Genomic DNA, 19,105 nt, shown 5'->3' with positions numbered 1-19,105 from the left:
GGGCTGACCGGAGAACGGTGGACCGTCTCGGAGGGGCAACCCGACGGGCTGTGGCTGGCGCCGCAGGTGTCCGAACGGACCGGAAGGCCGGTCGTCATCGGTCGTCAGGCCCGGGCAACCGGGTGGTCGACCAACCGCACGCCAGAGCGGGGTCGTGGATGCCGGGCAACCGGCGCTTCGGCTCGACGGCCAGCGAGGCCCCTCCGACGCTTACTCGGAGGGGCCTTCGCTGTGCTCGGGGTCAGGTGCCGGCCTCAGTCGAGCCAGTCCTGACCACGGCCTTCGCATTCGCCCCACCCGCGGCTACGGTGACCAGCGTGCTGCTCTCCGACCGCGACATCCGCGACCAGCTCGACTCCGGCAGGGTCGTCCTCGACCCCTACGACCCGGCGATGATCCAGCCGTCGAGCGTCGACGTCCGCCTGGACAAGTACTTCCGGCTGTTCGACAACCACAAGTACGCGGTGATCGACCCGTCGGCCGAGCAGCCCGACCTCACGCACCTGGTCGAGGTCGAGGGCGACGACCCGTTCGTCCTGCACCCCGGCGAGTTCGTCCTCGCCTCCACCTACGAGGCCGTCACCCTGCCCGACGACGTCGCCGCTCGCCTCGAGGGGAAGTCCTCCCTCGGCCGGCTGGGCCTGCTTACGCACTCGACCGCGGGCTTCATCGACCCGGGCTTCACCGGGCACGTGACCCTCGAGCTCTCGAACGTCGCGACCCTGCCGATCCAGCTGTGGCCCGGCATGAAGATCGGCCAGCTCTGCTTCTTCCGCCTCTCGTCGCCCGCGGAGAACCCCTACGGCTCGGCCCGCTACGGCTCGCGCTACCAGGGCCAGCGCGGCCCGACGGCGTCCCGCAGCGCCCAGGGCTTCCACCGCACCCGCATCTGACGCCCGCGCGGCGAAACATCGGCGCCGCCGGGGAAACACTCGCGACGCACCCGCGTGACACGGCCGACCTAGTCTGGCGGGCATGGCACTGCCCCCGCTCGACATCGTCGAGGACCTCGACGACCACCACCTGCTCGTGCTGCCCACCGGCATCGGGCCGGAGTCCGTGGAGATCCTCGCGACCAGCCGGTTCCCGCGCGCCGCGTGGGAGCCGCCCGCGGCCACGCCGCAGGTGGGCGCCCGGGCGCCCCGCCTGGCGACGCCGCCGCCCGGCGTCCTGCGGCTGTCGCGCCTGACCACGCTCGCCGGGCCCTACCTGGTGGACCGTGGCACGGCGACCGAGCTGGGGCTGCCGGCCGGCGGGGGCACGGCGTACGTCCTCGACACCCCGACCGAGCGCGGCAACCCGCCGTGGTCCGGCACCACCGGCGACCGCGACGGCCTCGCCCGCGCCTTCCCCGAGGGCCTGCCCGTGCGCGACGAGGCGCGGATGCTCGAGTGGGCGATCGCCGTCGCGCGCCGCCTGGCCGGGTCGGTGCGGACCGCCGCAGGCCCGGGCGGGCGGGCGCCCGTCGTCCTGACGCCGGACCCGGCCGCCGCCGTCGACCTGACGATCTGGAGCGACCTGTGGCTCGACCCGGACGCCGCGCTCGCGGTGATGCGGCAGGCGATCCCGCGGGCGTACCTCAACCTGCCGGCGGGGACGTGGCAGGGGCCCGCCCACGCCGTCGGGCCGGGTGGTGCGGGGCACCCGCTGCCCGGCACCGAGCCCCTCACGCAGGCGCAGCGCGAGTACCTGCACGCGGAGGCCGACGCCTACGACCGCGCGATGCTCGAGGAGCCCGTCCCGATGGACTCCTACGGGCTGCTCGCGGACCTCGACCTCGACGGGTTCGTGGCCCTCGAGATCGGCGGGGAGACGAACCCGCCGCCCGTCGTCGCCGGGCTGCCGTGGGCCGCGCAGGGTGCGGTGGCGTACCGCGTGCGCTGGGAGCCGGTCGAGGAGGCCGACCTGGAGAAGGAGCGCGCGCCGCTCGCCCACCGGGTGGCCCGCGGCCGCGCGACGCCGCTCGTGGTGGCCGTCGCGCGCGCCGTGCACGCCAAGGTCGGCGGCGAGGTCACGGACATGATGGGCTTCGTCGTCGACCCCGCTGACCTCTGACGGATCTCACCCCGAACGCCAAGTGGAGCGCGGTGGCGCTACCGCGCTCCACTGGGGGCGGATCGGCGCCACCGCGCTCCACTTGAGGGGTGGGAGTGGGAGGGGTCGGGTGGGTGGGGGTGGGGGCCGGCCGTCAGGCCTGGCGGAGCACCTCGCCGAGCTTGACCCGGGCACCCGTGCGCAGCAGCGAGCGCTCGTAGATCTTCGCGCCGACGGCGATGACGCCCAGCGTCGTGACGACGAGCAGCGCGAGCGCGACGAGCGGCTCCCACCACATCGCGTCCCCGAGGAACAGGCGCATCGGCATCGCCACGGGCGCGCTGAACGGCACGTACGACAGCACGTTCAGCACCACCTCGTTGTCGTTGAAGAAGATGACGCCGAAGTAGGGGACCATCGTCAGCATCGTCGAGGGCATGACCACCGAGCCGACGTCCTCGACCCGGCTGACCAGGGACGCGCTCGCCGCGTACATCGCGGCCAGCAGCACGAACCCGATGAGGAAGAAGCCGACGAACCACACCAGCGGCGCGCCCAGCATGTCGAGCACGTCCTCCTGCCCGGTCACCACGAGGCCGATCACGGCCATCGCCGCGAGCCCCGCGGTCTGGCCGAACGCCAGCGCCGAGTTGCCGAGGATCTTGCCCGCGAGGAGCGCGCGGCTGGGCACTGCCGACAGCAGGATCTCCACCACGCGGCTCTGCTTCTCCTGGACGGTGCTCTGCGCGATCGTCGCGCCGTAGCCGGCCGCGGACATGAGGAACACCAGCCCGAACCCGAACGAGACCAGGTAGCGCAGGCCCTCGTCGGTGTCCGGCTCGTCGAGCAGCTCGACCTCGGGCGACACCGACAGTGCGGCGACGACCTCCTCCGGCGCCGAGTCGAGCGCGAGCAGCCGGAAGCCGAGGACGTTCTCCTCGTCCGGCACGACGGCGGCGCTCACGTCGCCGTCGCGCACCAGCTGCTCCGCGGCGGCGCGGTCCGCGGCGTCGACCGGCTCGAGGCCGTCCATGTCCGCCACGACATCCGCGGCCGTTCCGACGACGGCGACCTTGGTCGGGTCGTCGCTCCCGGCCAGGAGCGCGCCGGCGACGATCGAGACGAGCACGGCGGCGAACAGGATCGCCGTCGAGATGATGAACGACTTGGTGCGGACCTGGGTGACGACCTCGCGCTCGGCGACCATGAGCGCCAGGCGCGGGGTGGACGGGCGGGCCGGCCGGCCGGGCGCCGTCGCACGCGGCGGGGTGGGGGGCGTCGTCGTCGGGGTGGTGGTCGTGGGCGCGCTCATCGGGCGACCTCCAGCTCGGGCTCGTCGGCGACGACCTCACGGAAGATCTCGCCGAGCGTCGGGCGGACAGGGGTGAAGGAGCGGACGGCGTCGCGCGCCAGCGCGTCGCGCAGCACCGCCTGGGCGGCGTCCTCGGCCGCCTCGAAGAGCGCGTAGCCGCCGTCGAAGTCGACGACCTGCACGCCCGGCGCCGAGCGGACCCAGCCCACGTCGCCGTCGGTCACGAGCTCGAAGCGGGTGGTCCCGTGCGCGGCGCGCAGCTCCTCGCGGCCGCCCGCGGCGCGGATCCGGCCGCCGGAGATGATGACCAGGTCGTCGCACAGGCGCTCGACGAGCTCGAGCTGGTGCGAGGAGAACAGCACGGGCACGCCCGACGCCGCGTACTCCGCCAGCACGCCGACGACGACGTCCACCGCCAGCGGGTCCAGGCCGGAGAACGGCTCGTCGAGGACGAGCACCTGCGGGTCGTGCACCAGCGCCGCGGCGATCTGCGCGCGCTGCTGGTTGCCGAGCGAGAGGGTCTCGAGCGGGTCGTCGGCGCGCTCGGCGAGGCCCAGGCGGTCGAGGAGGTCCCGGGCCCGGTCCATCGCCGCGCCGCGGTCCAGGCCGTGCAGCCGGCCGAGGTAGGCGACCTGCTCGGCGACCTTCATCTTCGGGTAGAGGCCGCGCTCCTCGGGCATGTAGCCGAAGTCGACGCGGTCCGCCGCCGTCAGCGCGTGGCCGTCGAGCGTCACGCTGCCGGACTCGGCCGCGAGCACGCCGAGGACGATGCGCATGGTCGTCGTCTTGCCGGCGCCGTTGCCGCCGACGAAGCCGGTCAGCCGGCCGCGGGCGACGTCGAACGTGATGTCGTGCAGCACCTGGCGATCGCCGAAGGACCTGTTCAGGCCCTCGATCTTCAGCATGGTTCTCCCCACTCGGGACCGGTCACGATGGCGCTCCCCACGCTAGGGACGACGGCGCCCGCGAACCTCCGGCCCGAGGCCGAACCTTGCCCGCCGCCCGCCTCCGCCCCGAGGCGGACGGACGATGGTCCCGACCGGCCGGGCGGTCAGTCGCCCTCGTGCGGGCGGGCGACCCCGTGCTCGTACGCGAAGACGACGGCCTGCACCCGGTCGCGCAGGCCCAGCTTCATCAGCACGTTCGACACGTGGGTCTTCACGGTGGCGCGGCCCAGCACGAGCTCGGCCGCGATCTCGTCGTTCGACAGCCCGCGCGCGACCAGGCGCAGCACCTCGACCTCGCGGTCGGTGAGCACGTCGCGGACCGCTGCGGGGACGCCGTCGTCGGTGGCCTCGCCCGGCCCGGCTCCGTCCCCGGGCGGAGCCGGCGCCATCGCGCGCTCGATGACGGCGCGCGTCACCTCGGGCGCCAGCAGGGCGTCGCCGGCGGCGACCGCGCGGATCGCGTCGACCAGGTGCTCCGGGCGCGAGTTCTTCAGCAGGAAGCCGCTCGCGCCCGCGCGCAGCGCCTCGAGCAGGTAGTCCTCGCGGTTGAAGGTCGTGAGCATGAGCACGCGCGCGCACACGGCAGGGTCGGCGACGATCTGCCGGGTCGCCTCGAGGCCGTCCAGGTCCGGCATCTGCACGTCCATGCAGATCACGTCCGGCCGCAGGGTGCGCGCCAGCGCGACCGCCTCCCGCCCGGACCCGGCCTCGCCCACGACGACGACGCCCGGCTGGGCACCGAGGATCGTCGCGATCCCCGCGCGCAGCAGCGCCTGGTCGTCCGCGAGCATCACCCGGACCGGCCGCGCGCCGTCGTCGGCCGTCATGCCGGCACCTCCCGACGCTCGAGCGGCACCCGCGCGCGCACCAGGAACCCGCCCCGGGGCCGCGGGCGGGCCTCGAGCGTGCCGCCGTCGGCCGCCACGCGCTCGCGCACCCCCAGCAGGCCGAGGCCCGTCCCCGGGACCCGCGACCGGCCCCGCGCCGCCGCGCCGACGCCGTCGTCCGTCACCTCGAGCTCGACGGCGTCGTCGAGGTAGCGGAGCCGCACGTCCGCGTGCGCGTGCGGGCCCGCGTGCTTGCGGGCGTTCGTCAGGGCCTCCTGCGCGATCCGGTACAGGTTCAGGGACACCACCGGCGACAGGCGGGCCGGCTCGCCGACCACCTGGAACGTCGTCGGCAGGCCGGCCTCGCACGCGCCCTCGACCAGCTCAGGGATCCGGCTCACGTCCAGGGAGGCGACGGCCTCGGCGGTGCCCTCGGCGTCGGGCGCCGCGGCGTCGTCCGGCTCGTCGCGGAGCGTGCCGAGGATGCCCTGCAGCTCGGTGATCGCGTCGCGCGCCGACTGCTCCACCTGCTCGAGCGTCGCCCGCGCCTGGGTCGGGTCGGCGTCCAGCAGCGTCCGGGCGACCGCCGCCTGCACCCCCATCATCGACACGTGGTGCGCGACGGCGTCGTGCAGCTCGCGGGCGAGGCGCAGGCGCTCGATGGCGACGGCCTGCGCGGCCACCCGGCGGCGCTCCGACTCGAGCTGCCGCGTCCGCAGCTGCGTGCGGGCGCGCTCGCGGGCCGACGCCCACTGGCGCTCGCCGAACCAGTACGCCCCCGCGAAGTACAGGACGTTCGTGAGCAGCTGGATGACCAGGTACGCCACGAGCGGCGAGAAGGCGCCGGCCCGGGAGAGGTCGGGCAGCGAGTCGGGGTCGTTCGTCGTCATGAGGATCGCCACGATGAGCCACACGAACATGCCCGCGATGACGATGCCGCGCACCCAGGTGGCACGACGCCGGTCCGGCGCCCACGCGCCGACCGTGTACAGGGCGCAGAAGAGCGAGATGTTCGCGACGAGCGTCTCGGGCACCTCGAAGCCGACCAGGGCGACGAACGACGCCGCGACCACGACGAGGACCACGTTCGGCCACCGGCGCCGCACGGCCAACGGCCCGGTCACCATGGCGAGCAGGAGGACGCACGCCCACGCGGGCGCCGGGTCCTCGTACATGCCGGCCACGCGCCACAGCACCATGCTCAGCAGCGAGCCGAGGAAGAGCGCGCCCGCGGCCGCGGCGTCCTTGCGGACGTCCTCCGGCCGGACCGGGCTGCGCCGCCAGCCGGGGCGGTCCGGGTCGTCCTCGGCCGCGACCGGGGGCAGCGGCGGCGTCGTGGGCACGAGGACACGGTAGCGGCGCGGGCGGGCGGCGGAGCCAAGACCGCGGGGACCGGTCACGCTCCCAGGGAGGACGCTGTGATCATGGCCACCACACCTGAGTTCGACGCCTTCGGGCCGTGGATCGACGAGGTGCGGACCGCCGACCAGGTCCCGCCCCTCTACCGCGCGCACCCGATCGACCTCGAGGCCGCCCGGGTCGTGCTCAAGGTGCCCCGCCCCATCGAGCGCCGCAACGCGACGCCGGCCATGCACCTCTACGACCACCTGCTCGTCGCCGGCCCGGACGTGCTCACCGTGCTCAGCCGCGAGGGCGACACCTACCGGGAGCGCACCGTCCCCTACGACCGCGTGGGGGCGTCGCAGCTGAGCGTGTCCCTGCTCGACGGGCGTCTGCGGCTCCTCGACGCCACCCCGGGCACCGGTGGCGAGCTCCTCTCGCTCGGCTTCAACGGCGTCTCGCTGGGCACCGTGGAGCAGCTCGTCGACCTGATCGTCGCGCAGGCGCTCGCCCGCGGGCGGACGACGCCGGACGCCCCCGCGCCGCCGGGCGCCCCGGTGGGCGCCTGGAGCGTCGCAGGTCCCGACGTCGCACTGGTCGTCGCCTACCGCGAGCTGGTCGAGCGGAACCCGGGGCTCGTACGCCTGGCGGACCATGCACGCGTCCCCGTCGGTCGCCTGTCGACGTCGTGGACCGCGCGCCTGCTCGACCGCTGGTGGCCGGCGACCGTGCACGCAGCCGTGGTCGCCTACGCGCCGGGTCGCGTCGAGGTGCTGCACCGCCGTGAGCTGGTCTCCCAAGGGTCCAAGCCGACGCACTCGATCGCCCGGACGACGCTGCTCACCTCGGCGGTCACCGCGGTCACGCTCACCGCGCACCCGACGTTCGCCGGGGCCCTGAACTGCCGGGTCTCGGTGGGCGACGCCGTCGTGCCGCTGGTGCTGCCGGAGGGCGCGCCGACGGTGCGGGCCCTGCGGGAGGCGCTCGCGCTCGGGTGAACCGTCACCGAGTCGGTATCCGGGGACGGTTCCGGACGGGCCCGGGAGTTGCCATCATCGGATCGTGCAGCGTACGCCGGAGTACGACGCCTTCGGGCCGTGGACCTATCGCGTCCGCACCCCGGAGGAGGTTCCGCGTCTCTACCGCGAGCACGGGGTGGAGCTCGAGACGGCGCACCTCGTGCTCAAGGTGCCGCGCGCCATCGACCGGCGCGAGGCCAACCCCGAGATGCACCTGTACGACCACCTGGTGGTGGCCGGCAAGGAGACGCTGACCGTCCTCTCCCGCAAGGGGGACACGTACCAGACCGTCCAGCTGCCCTACCGGCAGATCGCCGCCATCGAGCACAGCGTCTCGATGCTCGACGGTCGCCTGGTGATCCACGACGTCGACGGCCTCCAGCGCGGGGGCGTCGCGGTCGCGCTGCGCTACAGCGCGGTGTCCCGCGGCGCGATGGCGGAGCTGCTGGACGTCGTGCGCACCGAGGCGCTCGCCGCGCGCGACCCCGCGGAGCGTCCCGGCCGCACGCCGCTGCCGACCTCCCGGCTCGCGGACCTCGACGACATCGACGCCGGGCTCGTCACCACCCAGCTGGAGCTCGCCGACCAGCGGCCCGGGCTGGTGCTGCTCGGCGCGCACCCGCGGGCCATCGTGCCCCGGCGCGGCGGGGCGCTGCGGCACTGGCTGGACCGGCACCGTCCGGTGACGCTGCACGCGGCGCTGGTCTGCGCCGACGCCGGGACGCTCGAGTTCGTGCACCGCCGCGAGTGGTTCACGAGCCACCCGCGCCCCGCGTGGTCGATCGCGCACACCGTGCTGCTCACGGCGGGGGTGACGGCCGTCGGCTCGCACGAGCACCCGAAGTACGTCGGCGCGTACCGCGTGCAGATCGCGTCGGGCCGCTCGCGCGTCGAGCTCGCCTGCCCCGACGGCGCGGAGAGCCTGGCCGCCATCGCCGGCGCCCTGGCCGGCGTCCGCGCCATCTGACCCGGGCCCGTCGCGCGTCCCCCGCCAGCGTCACCTGCCCTTTCCCCACGCGACGAAGGGTTCCTACCGCATATCGGTAGGAAGCCTTCGTCGGAGATCAGATCGGCCGTCAGAGGGCGAGCGAGCGGGTTGCGCACGTGGGTGAGCACGGGCGAGGGGTTCCCGGCCAGCCGCCGCGCCGCAGGGCGGCCGCCACCTGGGCTGCCGTCTCGCACGGGGTGACCGCGACGTGCCGCCAGCGGTAGCGCAGCGTGCGGTCGCCCGTCGCGAGCATGACCGCGTTGTCGCGCCAGGTGTCGTCATCCGTCCGACCGCCAGGATGGCCGACGTTCCCGTCGAGCTCTGCGCGCAGGCCGTACTCGTCGTACACCGCGTCCGCGCGGATCCACAGGCCGCGTACCACCTCGCGGACCTGGAGCCGGGCTGGCGGGAGCCGGTGCCGTCGTTCGACGTCGCGGTGATACCGACGCTCGAGCGGCGACTCGATGCCGACCGTCACCTCCGCGACGATCTCGCGGAGCAAACCGGAGTTCCGGAAGCGGCCGCGCACGTCAGCGGCGTCGAGGATCTCGGCCCGGCTGACGCCCGCCCGGCTGGCGGCGCACACCCAGCCGACGGCGTCGTCGGCGCACGCCGCCGAGGCGACGAGGTCGACGACCGTGTCCCCGCGCACCGTGGTCAGCGGGCGACCGGCCGCCCGTGGTCCTGGTGCTCGGAGATGGATCGTCAGCCCCGGCGACGGCATCACGCGCCGGCGGGCCGGGATCGTCAGGTCCACCTGCCGCGGGGGCGATGCGATGAACTCGTGCCGCATCGCGGCCGCCTCGTGGCTGAGCGCCGCTCCGGGCCCGGCGTACAAGACGCCCGCCCAGGCTCGTGAGCGCCAGGTGATCGGACCCGAGTACGTCAGCAGCACGCCGCGGTGCAGTCGACGCCAACGACCGGATGCCACCTGCCGGCCGATCCACACGTCGTCTGCGCCGGCGGTCCGGAGCTGCGCCGTCGTGACGACGCCCGCCTGCCTTGAGGCGAGCGCTGCCACGACGTCCGAGGTCAGCCGCACGGTGCGAGTGTCCGGGCGGCGGAGCGCGTGACCCGACCGTGCACGCCGCCCCTGTGTACGGCTGACCGTCCACAGGCGCAGGCGTGCCGGCGCGGTCGACTCCAGCCGGGGTCGAGTGCCACGGCGAACCGCGACGAAGGGTTCCTACCGCATATCGGTAGGAACCCTTCGTCCGGACGTCCGGACGGGTGGGCCGGTGGTGGGTGCGCGTCGGGGCCGGCAGCGCGCGGCGCCATGTGGGTCAGCGGGGGCGGAGCGACTCCAGGAGGAGGAGCGACACGTCCACGACCTCCGGGGCGGGGGTCGTCGTCGCGGTGGCCTCGACGCCCTGGGTGAGCATCGTCACGCAGAACGGGCAGCCGGTGGCCACGCGGGCGGCGCCCGTCGCGACCGCCTCCGCGCCGCGGTTCGTGGACATGCGCGTGCCCGGCGCCTCCTCCATGAACGCCCGCGCGCCGCCGCCGCCGCAGCAGAACGAGCGCTCCCCCGACCGCGGCATCTCCGTGAGGCTCAGCCCCGTCGCGGCGAGCAGCTCGCGCGGCGGCGTGTAGACCCCGTTGTGCCGGCCCAGGTAGCAGGGGTCGTGCCAGGTCACGGTGCCCGACGCCGCACCCTCGCCCGACGTCGCACCCTCGCCCGACGCCGGACCCTCGCCCGACGTCGCCCCCTCGCCCGACGTCGGACCCTCGCCCCGCGGCTGCGGCACGAGCCGGCCGTCGCGCACGAGCTGGTCGAGCAGCTCGGTGTGGTGCACCACCTCGAACTCCCCGCCGAGCTGCGGGTACTCGTTCCCGAGCGCGTTGAGGCAGTGCGGGCACGTCGCGACGATCCGCGTCGCCCTGGCCTCGGTCAGCGTCGCGATGGTCGCGCCCGCCTGCTGCTGGAACAGCAGCTCGTTCCCGGCCCGACGCGCGGGGTCCCCGCTGCACCCCTCGGCCTCCCCGAGCACGGCGAACCGCACCCCGGCCGTGTGCAGCAGCTCGGCGACGGCCCGCGAGGTGCGCCGTCCGCGCTCGTCGTACGCGCCCGCGCAGCCGACCCAGAAGAGGTAGTCGAGGTCCGCCGCGTCGGCCACGTCCCGCCCGATTACCGGCACCGGGAAGTCCAGCCCCTTGGTCCACGCGAGCCGGTCGCGCGGCGCCGCGCCCCAGGGGTTCCCGCGCCGCTCGATGCCCGCGAAGGCCTTGCCGAGCTCGGCCGGGAACGCCGACTCCATCAGCACCTCGTGCCGGCGCAGGTCCACGAACAGGTCGACGTGCTCGATGTCGACGGGGCACGCCTGCACGCACGCGCCGCACATCGTGCAGTCCCACAGCGCCTGCGGGTCGACGACGTCGCCCACCAGCGACAGCGCGTCCACCCCGCCGTGGTCGGCGGCCACGGGGAGCCCGAGCACGCCCGTCGCCGAGGTCCGCCCCGACGGCGCGGTGGAGGCGTTGGCGCCCACCCGCAGCCCGGGCGTCGTCGCGAAGGCGTGGTCGCGCAGCGCGAGCACCATGAGCTTGGGCGAGAGCACCTTGCCCGACGCCCACGCCGGGCACTGCTCCTGGCAGCGCCCGCACTCGGTGCAGGTCGCCAGGTCGAGCAGCCCCTTCCAGCTGAGGTCCTCCACGCGCCCGACGCCGAGCCGCGCGTCGTCGGCCAGGTCCTCCAGGTGGTCGAAGTCCACAGGCTCGCCCGACGCACGGACCGGCGGCACCGCGCGCAGCGCCGGACGCCCGTCGAGCTCGCGCCGCGCCCACACGTTCACGATGGCGGTGAACCGGTGCCACGCGACGCCCATCGCGGGGCGCAGCCCGACGACGGCGAGCCACGTCGACGACACCAGGATCTTCACCGTCGCGAGCACGACGACGGCGGTCTCGAGCGTCGCCGTCCCGACCCCCACCCACGACGCGCCGAACCACGCGGTGAGCGGGAAGTCCCACAGGTAGCCGATGTCGACGGAGCTGACGGGCTCGGTCGAGGTCATGACCAACGCGGTGGGCCCGGACCACGGCGGGACGCCGCCCGCGAGGTCGGTGATCCCCTGCGCGCGCAGGGCGAGCGCGACCTCGAGCCCGCGCAGCAGCAGCACGCACGCGACGACGACGGCGATGACCACCTCGACGAAGTACGCCTGCCCGGCGTTCGACCCGAAGAACCGCGACGCGCGCGACCCCCCGGCCGCGCCGTCCGCCGCCAGGGCCCCGACGGCCGTCGGCCCGCTGCCGGCCGCGGAGGGGCCGCCCGCGGCCCAACGCCCGCGCCGCTGGTGCTCGCGCTGGCGCACGAGCACCAGCCACCCGATCCCGACCAGCGCCGCCCACGCGATGGCCTCGGTCAGCCACCCGAGCCACCGCCAGCCGCCGACGACGGGCAGCACCGACCCGGGGTCGGCGATCTGCCAGTAGCTGCTCACGAGCGTGACGAACAGGACCGGGAACGAGACCATGACGGCCCAGTGCGCCGCGGCGACCCCGGGCCGGCTGCGGAAGCGCCGGTGGGCGAGGATCTGCCGGACCGCGAGGGCGGTGCGTCGCCACGGCTGCGCCCGCCGCGCGGGCGCCGGCCCGCCGCGCCGCACCACGCGCACGATCGCCCCGGCGCCGCGCAGGAACGACGCCGCGCCGACGAGCGTCGACGCCACCGCCAGCACGAGAGCCACCCACTGCAGTGCTGTCACGCAGGGCACGCTACCGGGGCAGGTCGGGGGCTTGCCCCGGGAGAAGCCGGGTCATCCTCCGGGGTCATGATCAACCCGACCCTGTAGAATCCGTCCATCCCGCGGTGCACCGGCCAGCTCCGGTCGCCGTCGCCTACCCACCGACGGACCTCCTCCCGCCCACCGACGACCGCCCTCGACCCAGGACGGAGCCGGACATGCTGCCGCTTCTCGCCGCGCACCTCGTGGCCGCCCTCGGCGCGCCCCTGGCGGTGCGCTGGCTGGGCCGGCGGGCGTTCCTGCTCCTGGCGGCCGTCCCGGCGGCGGCGCTCGTCTGGGCGCTGCGCTGGAGCAGCGACGTCATGGACGGCCGCGGCCCGGCCGAGAGCACGCCGTGGGTGCCGCACCTCGACATGGCGCTCGACTTCCGCCTGGACACGCTCAGCTGGCTCATGGTGCTGCTGGTCACGGGCGTCGGCACGCTCGTGCTCGTCTACTCGGCGGGCTACTTCTCGTCGAAAGCTGCGGGGCTGGGCCGGTTCGCGGGCGTCCTCATGGCGTTCGCGGGCTCGATGCTGGGCCTGGTCACCACCGACGACGTCCTGCTCCTGTACGTCTTCTGGGAGCTGACGACCGTCACGTCGTACCTGCTCATCGGCCACTACTCGGACCGCAAGGCGTCCCGGCGCGCGGCCATGCAGGCGATCGTCGTGACGACGTTCGGCGGCCTCGCGATGCTCGTCGGGCTCATCGCGCTCGCGGAGTCGGCGGGCACGTACCGGATCTCGGAGCTGATCGCCGACCCGCCGTCGGGCACCGGGGCGGCCGTCGCCGTCGTGCTCGTGCTGGTGGGCGCGCTGACCAAGTCCGCACTGGTCCCCTTCCACTTCTGGCTGCCGTCCGCGATGGCGGCGCCGACGCCGGTCTCGGCCTACCTGCACGCGGCGGCCATGGTGAAAGCGGGCGTCTACCTGGTCGCCCGGTTCGCGCCCGGTTTCGCCGATGTCGGGGCCTGGCGCCTGATCGTCCTCGCGGTCGGCTCGTGGACCCTCGTGCACGGCGGCTACCGGGCCCTGCGCCAGTACGACCTCAAGCTCGTCCTCGCCTTCGGCACCGTGAGCCAGCTGGGCCTGCTGGTGCTCCTGGTCGGCTCGGGCAGCGAGGCGGCCGCGCTCGCGGGCCTGGCGATGATCGGCGCGCACGCGATGTTCAAGGCGTCGCTGTTCCTCACGGTCGGCGTGGTCGACGCCGCCACGGGCACCCGCGACCTGCGCCGGCTCGACGGCCTCGGGCGCGCGCTGCCCATCACCGCGACGGTGGGCGGCCTGGCCACCGCGTCGATGATCGGCCTGCCGCCCTTCGCGGGGTACGTCGCCAAAGAGGCAGCCCTGGAGGCCCTCTGGCACGGCGGCGGCACGGCGGCGGGCGTGGCGGTCCTGGTCGCGATGGTGGTCGGCTCCGCGCTCACGGTGGCCTACGGGCTGCGGTTCTGGTTCGGCGCGTTCGGGCCCGCGGTGCGCGGCGCGGTCCCGCTCCCCGAGCCCGACGAGGGCGTGTGGCCGCCGCTCGCGGTGTCCCGGCCGAGCCTGCTGCTCGTCGCGCCGGCCGCCGTCCTCGCGGTGCTGGGGCTGGCCGCGGCGCTCGTGCCTGGGTTCGGCGAGGACCTGCTGAGCCCGCACGCCACGCTCTACCCGGGCGACCCCGGCCACCTGACCCTGTGGGCCGGCGTCGGGCCCGCGCTGATCCTGACCGTCCTCGTGCTCACGGCCGGCGGGCTGCTGTTCTGGCAGCGCTCCCGCGTCGAGGGCTGGCAGCACCGGGTGCCCGTGCGCGCCGACGCCGACCTCCTGTACCGGCGGATGATGCGCCGGCTCGACGACGTCGCGGCCGACGTCACCGGTGTCACCCAGCGTGGTTCGCTGCCCTTCTACCTCGGCACGATCCTCGTGGTGCTGGTCGCGCTCGTCGCCGGGCCGCTGTTCGCGCAGCCGCCGATGGCCGGTGGCTGGCGGCTGTGGGACAGCCCCGTGCAGCTCGTCGCCGGCGCGCTGACCGCCGGCGCCGCCGTCCTCGCGGCCCGCTCCCGCCGCCGGCTCAAGGCGGTGCTCCTGACGGGCGTGAGCGGCTACGGCATGGCCGCGTTGTTCCTGCTGCACGGTGCGCCGGACCTCGCGCTCACCCAGGTGCTGGTGGAGACCGTCACGCTCGTCGTCCTCGTCCTGGTGCTGCGCCGGCTGCCCCCGTACTTCTCGGTGCGCCCGCTCGCGGCGAGCCGGTGGGTGCGGCTGGCCATCGGGCTCGCCGCGGGCCTGGCCGTCGGGGCGATGGCCGTGCTCGCGCCGGCCGCGCGCACCGCCGAGCCCGTGTCGGTGGACTTCCCCGAGGAGGCGTACGTCTACGGCGGTGGCCGCAACGTCGTCAACGTGACGCTGGTCGACATCCGGGCCTGGGACACGATGGGCGAGCTCTCGGTGCTCCTCGTGGCCGCCACGGGCGTCGCGTCGCTCATCTTCCTGCGGCGCCGCAGCGGCGAGATCCCCCGCGTGCGCGACGCGAGCGCGGACCAGCCCGTCTGGGGCGGCACGCGCGACCCGATGGCGGCGCTGCGCCGTCGGGCCGGCGAGCACGGGGACGCGGCGTCGGCGGCGGCGGGCGCGCGGCCCGGGCGGCCGTCGGCGGAGACGCTGCGGGCCAGCCGGACGCTCGCGCCGCAGCGGCGCAGCGTGATCTTCGAGGTCGTCGTCCGGCTGCTCTTCCACTCGATGGTGCTGGTGGCGCTGTTCCTGCTGTTCAGCGGGCACAACGCGCCCGGTGGCGGGTTCGCCGCGGGGCTGCTCGTCGGCATCGCGCTCGTCGTGCGCTACCTCGCGGGCGGGCGGTACGAGCTCGGCGAGGCGGCCCCGGTGCACCCGGGCCTGCTGCTCGGCAGCGGCCTCTTCCTGTCCGCGGGCGTCGGGATGCTCGCCCTGCTCTTCGGCGGGTCCGTGCTGCAGAGCGTCATCGTCGAGCTCACGCTGCCGGTGTTCGGGGACGTGAAGCTCGTGACGTCGCTGTTCTTCGACATCGGGGTGTTCCTCGTCGTCATCGGGCTCGTGCTGGACCTGCTGCGCAGCCTGGGCAGCGAGATCGACGCCCAGGCCGAGGCGGTGACGCGATGATCGACATGAGCCCGAACCTGACCCTCGTCGCCGTGATCGTCGTGCTCGTCGCGGCGGGCGTCTACCTGCTCCTCGAGCGGAGCCTGACCCGCGTGCTCGTCGGCGTCGTGCTGCTCGGCAACGGGATCAACCTGCTGTTCATGGTCGCGGGCGGCCGGGCCGGCGGCCCGCCGATCGTCGGCGTGACGCCCGAGGAGGAGATGAGCGACCCGCTGCCCCAGGCGATGGTGCTCACCGCCATCGTCATCACGCTGGGGATCAGCGCGTTCCTCGCGGCGCTCGCCTACCGGTCCTGGCAGCTCAACCGCCACGACGAGGTGCAGGACGACCTCGAGGACCGCCGCGTCGCCGCGCGCGCCGCCGCCGACCGGGCCGCCTACGAGGACCTCGACGCGGCCAGCGACGTCACTCTCGACGAGGAGGCCGCCGAGGCGCACGACGAGACCGTGCACGAGGAGGCCCTCGCCGAGAACGCCGCGCGCGAGGCCGCTCACCAGGCCGCCCAGCGGTCCGCCGGACCCGAGGAGGGACGACGTGCCTGAGCTCGCCTGGGTCGTGCCCCTGCCCGTGGTGCTGCCGCTGTCCGCGGCGGGCCTCGCGCTCGCGATGTGGCGCAGCCGCCGCGCGCAGGGCGTGATCAGCCTCGTCGCGCTCTCCGCGGTGCTCGTGGCCGCGGTGACGCTGCTCGTGGCCGTCGACGACGGCCCGCTCGTGGTCGACGTCGGCGGGTGGGCCGCGCCCGTGGGCATCGACCTCGTCGCGGACCGGCTGTCCGCGCTGATGCTGACGGTGTCCTCCGCCGTCCTGCTCGGCGTCCTCGTCTACTCGCTGTCCCAGGGCGATCAGGAGGGCCGCGAGGAGACGCCCGTCGCGATCTTCCACCCGACGTACCTCGTGCTCGCCGCGGGCATCGGCAACGCGTTCCTGTCGGGCGACCTGTTCAACATCTACGTCGGCTTCGAGATCCTGCTCGTCGCCTCGTACGTGCTCATCACGCTCGGCGGGACGGGCGAGCGCGTGCGCGCGGGGACCATCTACGTCGTCGTCTCCCTCGCGTCGTCGATGGTGTTCCTGCTGGCGGTGGCCCTGGTCTACGCGTCGACCGGCACGGTGAACCTCGCCCAGCTCGCGGTCCGCCTGCCCGACGTCGACCCCGGCGTCCGCATGGTGCTGCAGCTGCTGCTCCTGCTGGCCTTCGGCATCAAGGCGGCGATGTTCCCGCTCTCGGCCTGGCTGCCCGACTCCTACCCGACCGCGCCCGCGCCGGTCACCGCGGTCTTCGCGGGCCTGCTGACCAAGGTCGGCGTGTACGCGATCATCCGCACGCAGACCCTGCTGTTCCCCGACGGCCGCGCGGACACCCTGCTCATGTGGGTCGCGCTCGCGACGATGCTCTTCGGCATCCTCGGCGCCGTCGCGCAGAACGACATCAAACGTCTGGTGTCCTTCACGCTGGTCAGCCACATCGGCTACATGATCTTCGGCATCGCCCTGTCCAGCGAGGCCGGCCTCGCGGCGGCGGTGTTCTACGTGGTGCACCACATCACCGTGCAGACGACCCTGTTCCTCGTCGTGGGCCTGATGGAGCGCCGGGGCGGCTCGACGTCGCTCGACAAGCTCGGCGGCCTGGCGAAGCTCGCGCCGGGGCTGGCCGTGCTGTTCTTCCTGCCCGCGATGAGCCTGGCGGGCATCCCGCCGCTGTCGGGCTTCCTGGGCAAGGCCGGCCTGCTGCAGGCGGGGGTCGACGCCGGGACACCGCTCGCGTGGGCGCTGGTCGGCGGCGCCGTCGTCACCTCGCTCCTGACGCTGTACGCGGTGGTCAAGGCCTGGAACAAGGCGTTCTGGCAGGGCTCTCCCGCCGAGCTCCCGACGACGTCGCTCCCCCGCGGCATGGTCGGCGCCACCGCGGCGCTCGTCGTGCTCGGCGTCGGCATCACCGTCGTCGCCGGGCCGATGTACGGCTACACGGAGCGGGCCGCGGAGACCCTGCGCGACCGCGACCAGTACGTCACGGCCGTGCTGCCCGACCGCGGCCGCGGCACCGGGGAGTCGGTGGACGTCACGGAGGACGCCGACGTCGAGGCGGAGGCCCGCCCATGACCCGTCGCGCCTCGCTGTCCTTCTCGGTCGCCGCCGCCGTGTGGCTGACCGTCGTCTGGGTGCTCCTGTGGGGCACGTTCGAGGTCGGCACCGCCATCGCCGGGCTCGCGCTGGCCCTCGTGGTCGGCGGCGTGTTCCGGCTCCCGACGCTGCGCGTCGACGGGCACGCGCACCCGGTCGCGCTGGCCTACCTGCTGTGGCGCTTCCTCGTGGACCTCGTCGTCGCCAGCGCCCAGGTGGTCGCGCTCGCGCTCAACCCGTGGCGGCGGCCGCGCAGCGCGGTCATCGGGGTGCAGCTGCGCAGCCGGAACGAGCTGTACATGACGCTGACCTCGGAGATCACCTGCCTCGTCCCCGGCTCCGTGGTCATGGAGGCGCACCGGACCACGGGGATGCTCTACGTGCACGTGCTCGACCTGCAGATCTCCCACGGCGTCGAGGCGGCGCGGCAGCACGTCCTCGACACGGAGGCGCGCGTGCTGCGGGCCCTGGCCTCCGACGCCGAGCTCGCCGACGCCGGCCTGGCGCGCAACCCCCGGCACGCGCCCCGGCCCCGTGCGGAGGTGACCCCGTGACCGTCGTCGTCGTCATCACGGCCGTGCTGCTCACCGCCGCGGCCGTGCTCGCGCTGTGGCGGGTGGAGCGCGGGCCGAGCATGCTCGACCGCACCATCGCCGTCGACGTGCTCACCTCGGTGCTGGTCGCCGCGATCGCGACCTACGCCGCGTGGACGCGGCGCGCCGATCTCGTGCCCGTCCTGCTCGCCCTGTCCCTGGTCGGCTTCCTGACCTCGGTGACGATCGCGCGGTTCGCCGCCGTCGAGCCGGAGGGCGAGGGCCGCGTGCTCACCCGCGAGGAGGCCGACGCCCTGGAGGCCGCCCGCCGCGTCGAGGAGCAGCAGGAGCTGTCGTTCGACGAGGAGCACCACGGCGGTCCGGCCGAGGGGGAGGTGGGTCGATGACCGCGGACGTGGTGCGCGACGTCGTCGCCGGTGCGCTGCTGCTCAGCGGCGCGGTCCTCGCGTTCGGCGCGGGCGTCGGGATCGTGCGGTTCCCCGACCTGCTCTCGCGCATGCACTCGGCGACGAAGCCGCAGGTGCTCGGCCTGGTGCTGGTCCTGCTGGGCCTCGCGGTCCGGCTGGGCGGGGTGCCCGTCGTGTGGATGCTGCTGCTCGTGGTGATGTTCCAGCTGCTGACGTCGCCCGTCGCGGCGCACATGGTGGCGCGCGCCGGCTACCGCACGGGCAAGGTGCAGCCCGAGCTCCTCGCGGTCGACGAGCTCACCCGCGACCTGCGGGAGGCCGAGCGCGAGCTGGCGGAGCGCGGAGAGGCCGCGGGCGCGGCGAGCGCCGAGCTGCGCGACGAGGAGACGGACGAGGACCTCGACGAGCGCGCCGGTGAGGGCCCCCACGAGGGCCCCGACGCGAGCGGCGGCGTCAGCGGCGCGTGAGGTACTTCGCGGCGCCGCGCGTCGCGAGGACGCGCGAGAGCGCGATGGCCGCGCCCGTGATCGTGGCGGCGGCGGCGATCTCGGCGAACCGCGCGTCCGTCTCGTCCTCGGGCTTCGGCGGCTTGTGACCGAGGACGCGCGTCCACACCAGGTCGATGAGGCGCTGGGCGAGCCAGGCGGCGGCGAGCGCCGTCACCACGCCCGTGAGCTTCGCGGCCAGCGACTCCTTCTTGTCGGTCATGAC

At 74.7% G+C, this 19,105-nt stretch carries 17 protein-coding genes; 10 read left to right on the top strand and 7 right to left on the bottom strand.

Annotated elements, in window-relative coordinates:
* The first annotated feature begins 317 nt into the window (after positions 1-317).
* Positions 318-893 (top strand): dCTP deaminase, encoded by a 576-nt coding sequence (dcd, locus tag AFE02nite_RS14750; RefSeq protein WP_034244498.1) that lies wholly within the window; start codon positions 318-320, stop codon positions 891-893.
* A gap of 82 nt (positions 894-975) precedes the next feature.
* The gene (locus AFE02nite_RS14745) at positions 976-2,055 is read left to right on the top strand and encodes a hypothetical protein (protein ID WP_146819896.1); all 1,080 of its coding nucleotides are present in this window, start codon (positions 976-978) and stop codon (positions 2,053-2,055) included.
* 133 nt (positions 2,056-2,188) lie between these two features.
* Here the strand turns inward: AFE02nite_RS14745 and AFE02nite_RS14740 are convergent, their stop codons facing one another.
* From AFE02nite_RS14740 to AFE02nite_RS14725, 4 genes are all read right to left on the bottom strand, one after another.
* Positions 2,189-3,346, bottom strand: coding sequence for an ABC transporter permease (locus AFE02nite_RS14740; RefSeq protein WP_146819895.1), 1,158 nt, complete (start codon positions 3,344-3,346; stop codon positions 2,189-2,191).
* Positions 3,343-4,251, bottom strand: coding sequence for an ABC transporter ATP-binding protein (locus tag AFE02nite_RS14735; RefSeq protein WP_034248977.1), 909 nt, complete (start codon positions 4,249-4,251; stop codon positions 3,343-3,345). Before AFE02nite_RS14735 ends, AFE02nite_RS14740 begins: the two co-directional genes overlap by 4 nt.
* A gap of 146 nt (positions 4,252-4,397) precedes the next feature.
* Complete coding sequence (locus AFE02nite_RS14730) at positions 4,398-5,120, bottom strand: response regulator (protein WP_034248978.1); 723 nt, start codon at positions 5,118-5,120, stop codon at positions 4,398-4,400.
* A complete protein-coding gene (locus AFE02nite_RS14725) occupies positions 5,117-6,463 on the bottom strand; it encodes a sensor histidine kinase (protein WP_261765638.1) in 1,347 nt (448 codons plus the stop codon). The genes AFE02nite_RS14730 and AFE02nite_RS14725 overlap by 4 nt, the downstream gene beginning before the upstream one ends.
* Positions 6,464-6,544: 81 nt before the next feature.
* On the opposite strand from AFE02nite_RS14725, the gene AFE02nite_RS14720 reads away from it, so the two are divergent.
* Together AFE02nite_RS14720 and AFE02nite_RS14715 are read left to right on the top strand one after the other, a co-directional pair.
* Positions 6,545-7,459, top strand: a complete 915-nt coding sequence (locus AFE02nite_RS14720; protein WP_146819894.1) for a hypothetical protein — start codon at positions 6,545-6,547, stop codon at positions 7,457-7,459.
* A gap of 64 nt (positions 7,460-7,523) precedes the next feature.
* Complete coding sequence (locus AFE02nite_RS14715) at positions 7,524-8,447, top strand: hypothetical protein (protein WP_052113943.1); 924 nt, start codon at positions 7,524-7,526, stop codon at positions 8,445-8,447.
* A 109-nt stretch (positions 8,448-8,556) separates the two neighbouring features.
* On the opposite strand, the gene AFE02nite_RS14710 is transcribed toward AFE02nite_RS14715, so the two are convergent.
* On the bottom strand, positions 8,557-9,510 hold the full coding sequence (locus AFE02nite_RS14710; protein ID WP_052113942.1) for a type IV toxin-antitoxin system AbiEi family antitoxin domain-containing protein: 954 nt from the start codon (positions 9,508-9,510) through the stop codon (positions 8,557-8,559).
* Positions 9,511-9,751: 241 nt separating this feature from the next.
* Positions 9,752-12,175: a (Fe-S)-binding protein gene (locus AFE02nite_RS14705; RefSeq protein ID WP_146819892.1), complete on the bottom strand. Its 2,424-nt coding sequence runs from the start codon at positions 12,173-12,175 to the stop codon at positions 9,752-9,754.
* Positions 12,176-12,372: 197 nt separating this feature from the next.
* Here AFE02nite_RS14705 and AFE02nite_RS14700 point away from each other — a divergent pair, with 197 nt between their 5' ends.
* Genes AFE02nite_RS14700 through mnhG form a run of 6 tightly spaced genes read left to right on the top strand, consistent with a single transcriptional unit; the run spans position 12,373 to position 18,861 of the window.
* Entirely contained in the window at positions 12,373-15,312 is a 2,940-nt protein-coding gene (locus AFE02nite_RS14700) for a Na+/H+ antiporter subunit A (RefSeq protein ID WP_146819891.1), read from the top strand.
* On the top strand, positions 15,309-15,854 hold the full coding sequence (locus AFE02nite_RS14695) for a Na(+)/H(+) antiporter subunit C (RefSeq protein WP_052113949.1): 546 nt from the start codon (positions 15,309-15,311) through the stop codon (positions 15,852-15,854). Before AFE02nite_RS14700 ends, AFE02nite_RS14695 begins: the two co-directional genes overlap by 4 nt.
* Entirely contained in the window at positions 15,847-17,412 is a 1,566-nt protein-coding gene (locus AFE02nite_RS14690) for a Na+/H+ antiporter subunit D (protein WP_034248023.1), read from the top strand. Before AFE02nite_RS14695 ends, AFE02nite_RS14690 begins: the two co-directional genes overlap by 8 nt.
* Complete coding sequence (locus AFE02nite_RS14685) at positions 17,409-17,987, top strand: Na+/H+ antiporter subunit E (RefSeq protein WP_146819890.1); 579 nt, start codon at positions 17,409-17,411, stop codon at positions 17,985-17,987. Before AFE02nite_RS14690 ends, AFE02nite_RS14685 begins: the two co-directional genes overlap by 4 nt.
* A complete protein-coding gene (locus tag AFE02nite_RS14680; protein WP_034248027.1) occupies positions 17,984-18,373 on the top strand; it encodes a monovalent cation/H+ antiporter complex subunit F in 390 nt (129 codons plus the stop codon). Before AFE02nite_RS14685 ends, AFE02nite_RS14680 begins: the two co-directional genes overlap by 4 nt.
* Positions 18,370-18,861, top strand: a complete 492-nt coding sequence (gene mnhG / locus AFE02nite_RS14675) for a monovalent cation/H(+) antiporter subunit G (protein ID WP_146819889.1) — start codon at positions 18,370-18,372, stop codon at positions 18,859-18,861. Before AFE02nite_RS14680 ends, mnhG begins: the two co-directional genes overlap by 4 nt.
* Here the strand turns inward: mnhG and AFE02nite_RS14670 are convergent.
* A complete protein-coding gene (locus tag AFE02nite_RS14670; RefSeq protein ID WP_034248028.1) occupies positions 18,848-19,102 on the bottom strand; it encodes a DUF4235 domain-containing protein in 255 nt (84 codons plus the stop codon). The genes mnhG and AFE02nite_RS14670 overlap by 14 nt on opposite strands.
* Between the last annotated feature and the right edge of the window lie 3 nt (positions 19,103-19,105).

The organism is Actinotalea fermentans (genome assembly GCF_007991475.1).
GTDB classification, from domain to species: domain Bacteria; phylum Actinomycetota; class Actinomycetes; order Actinomycetales; family Cellulomonadaceae; genus Actinotalea; species Actinotalea fermentans.
The sequence above is the reverse complement of the archived record's forward strand: the minus strand, read 5'-3'. Positions and strand labels throughout refer to the sequence as shown.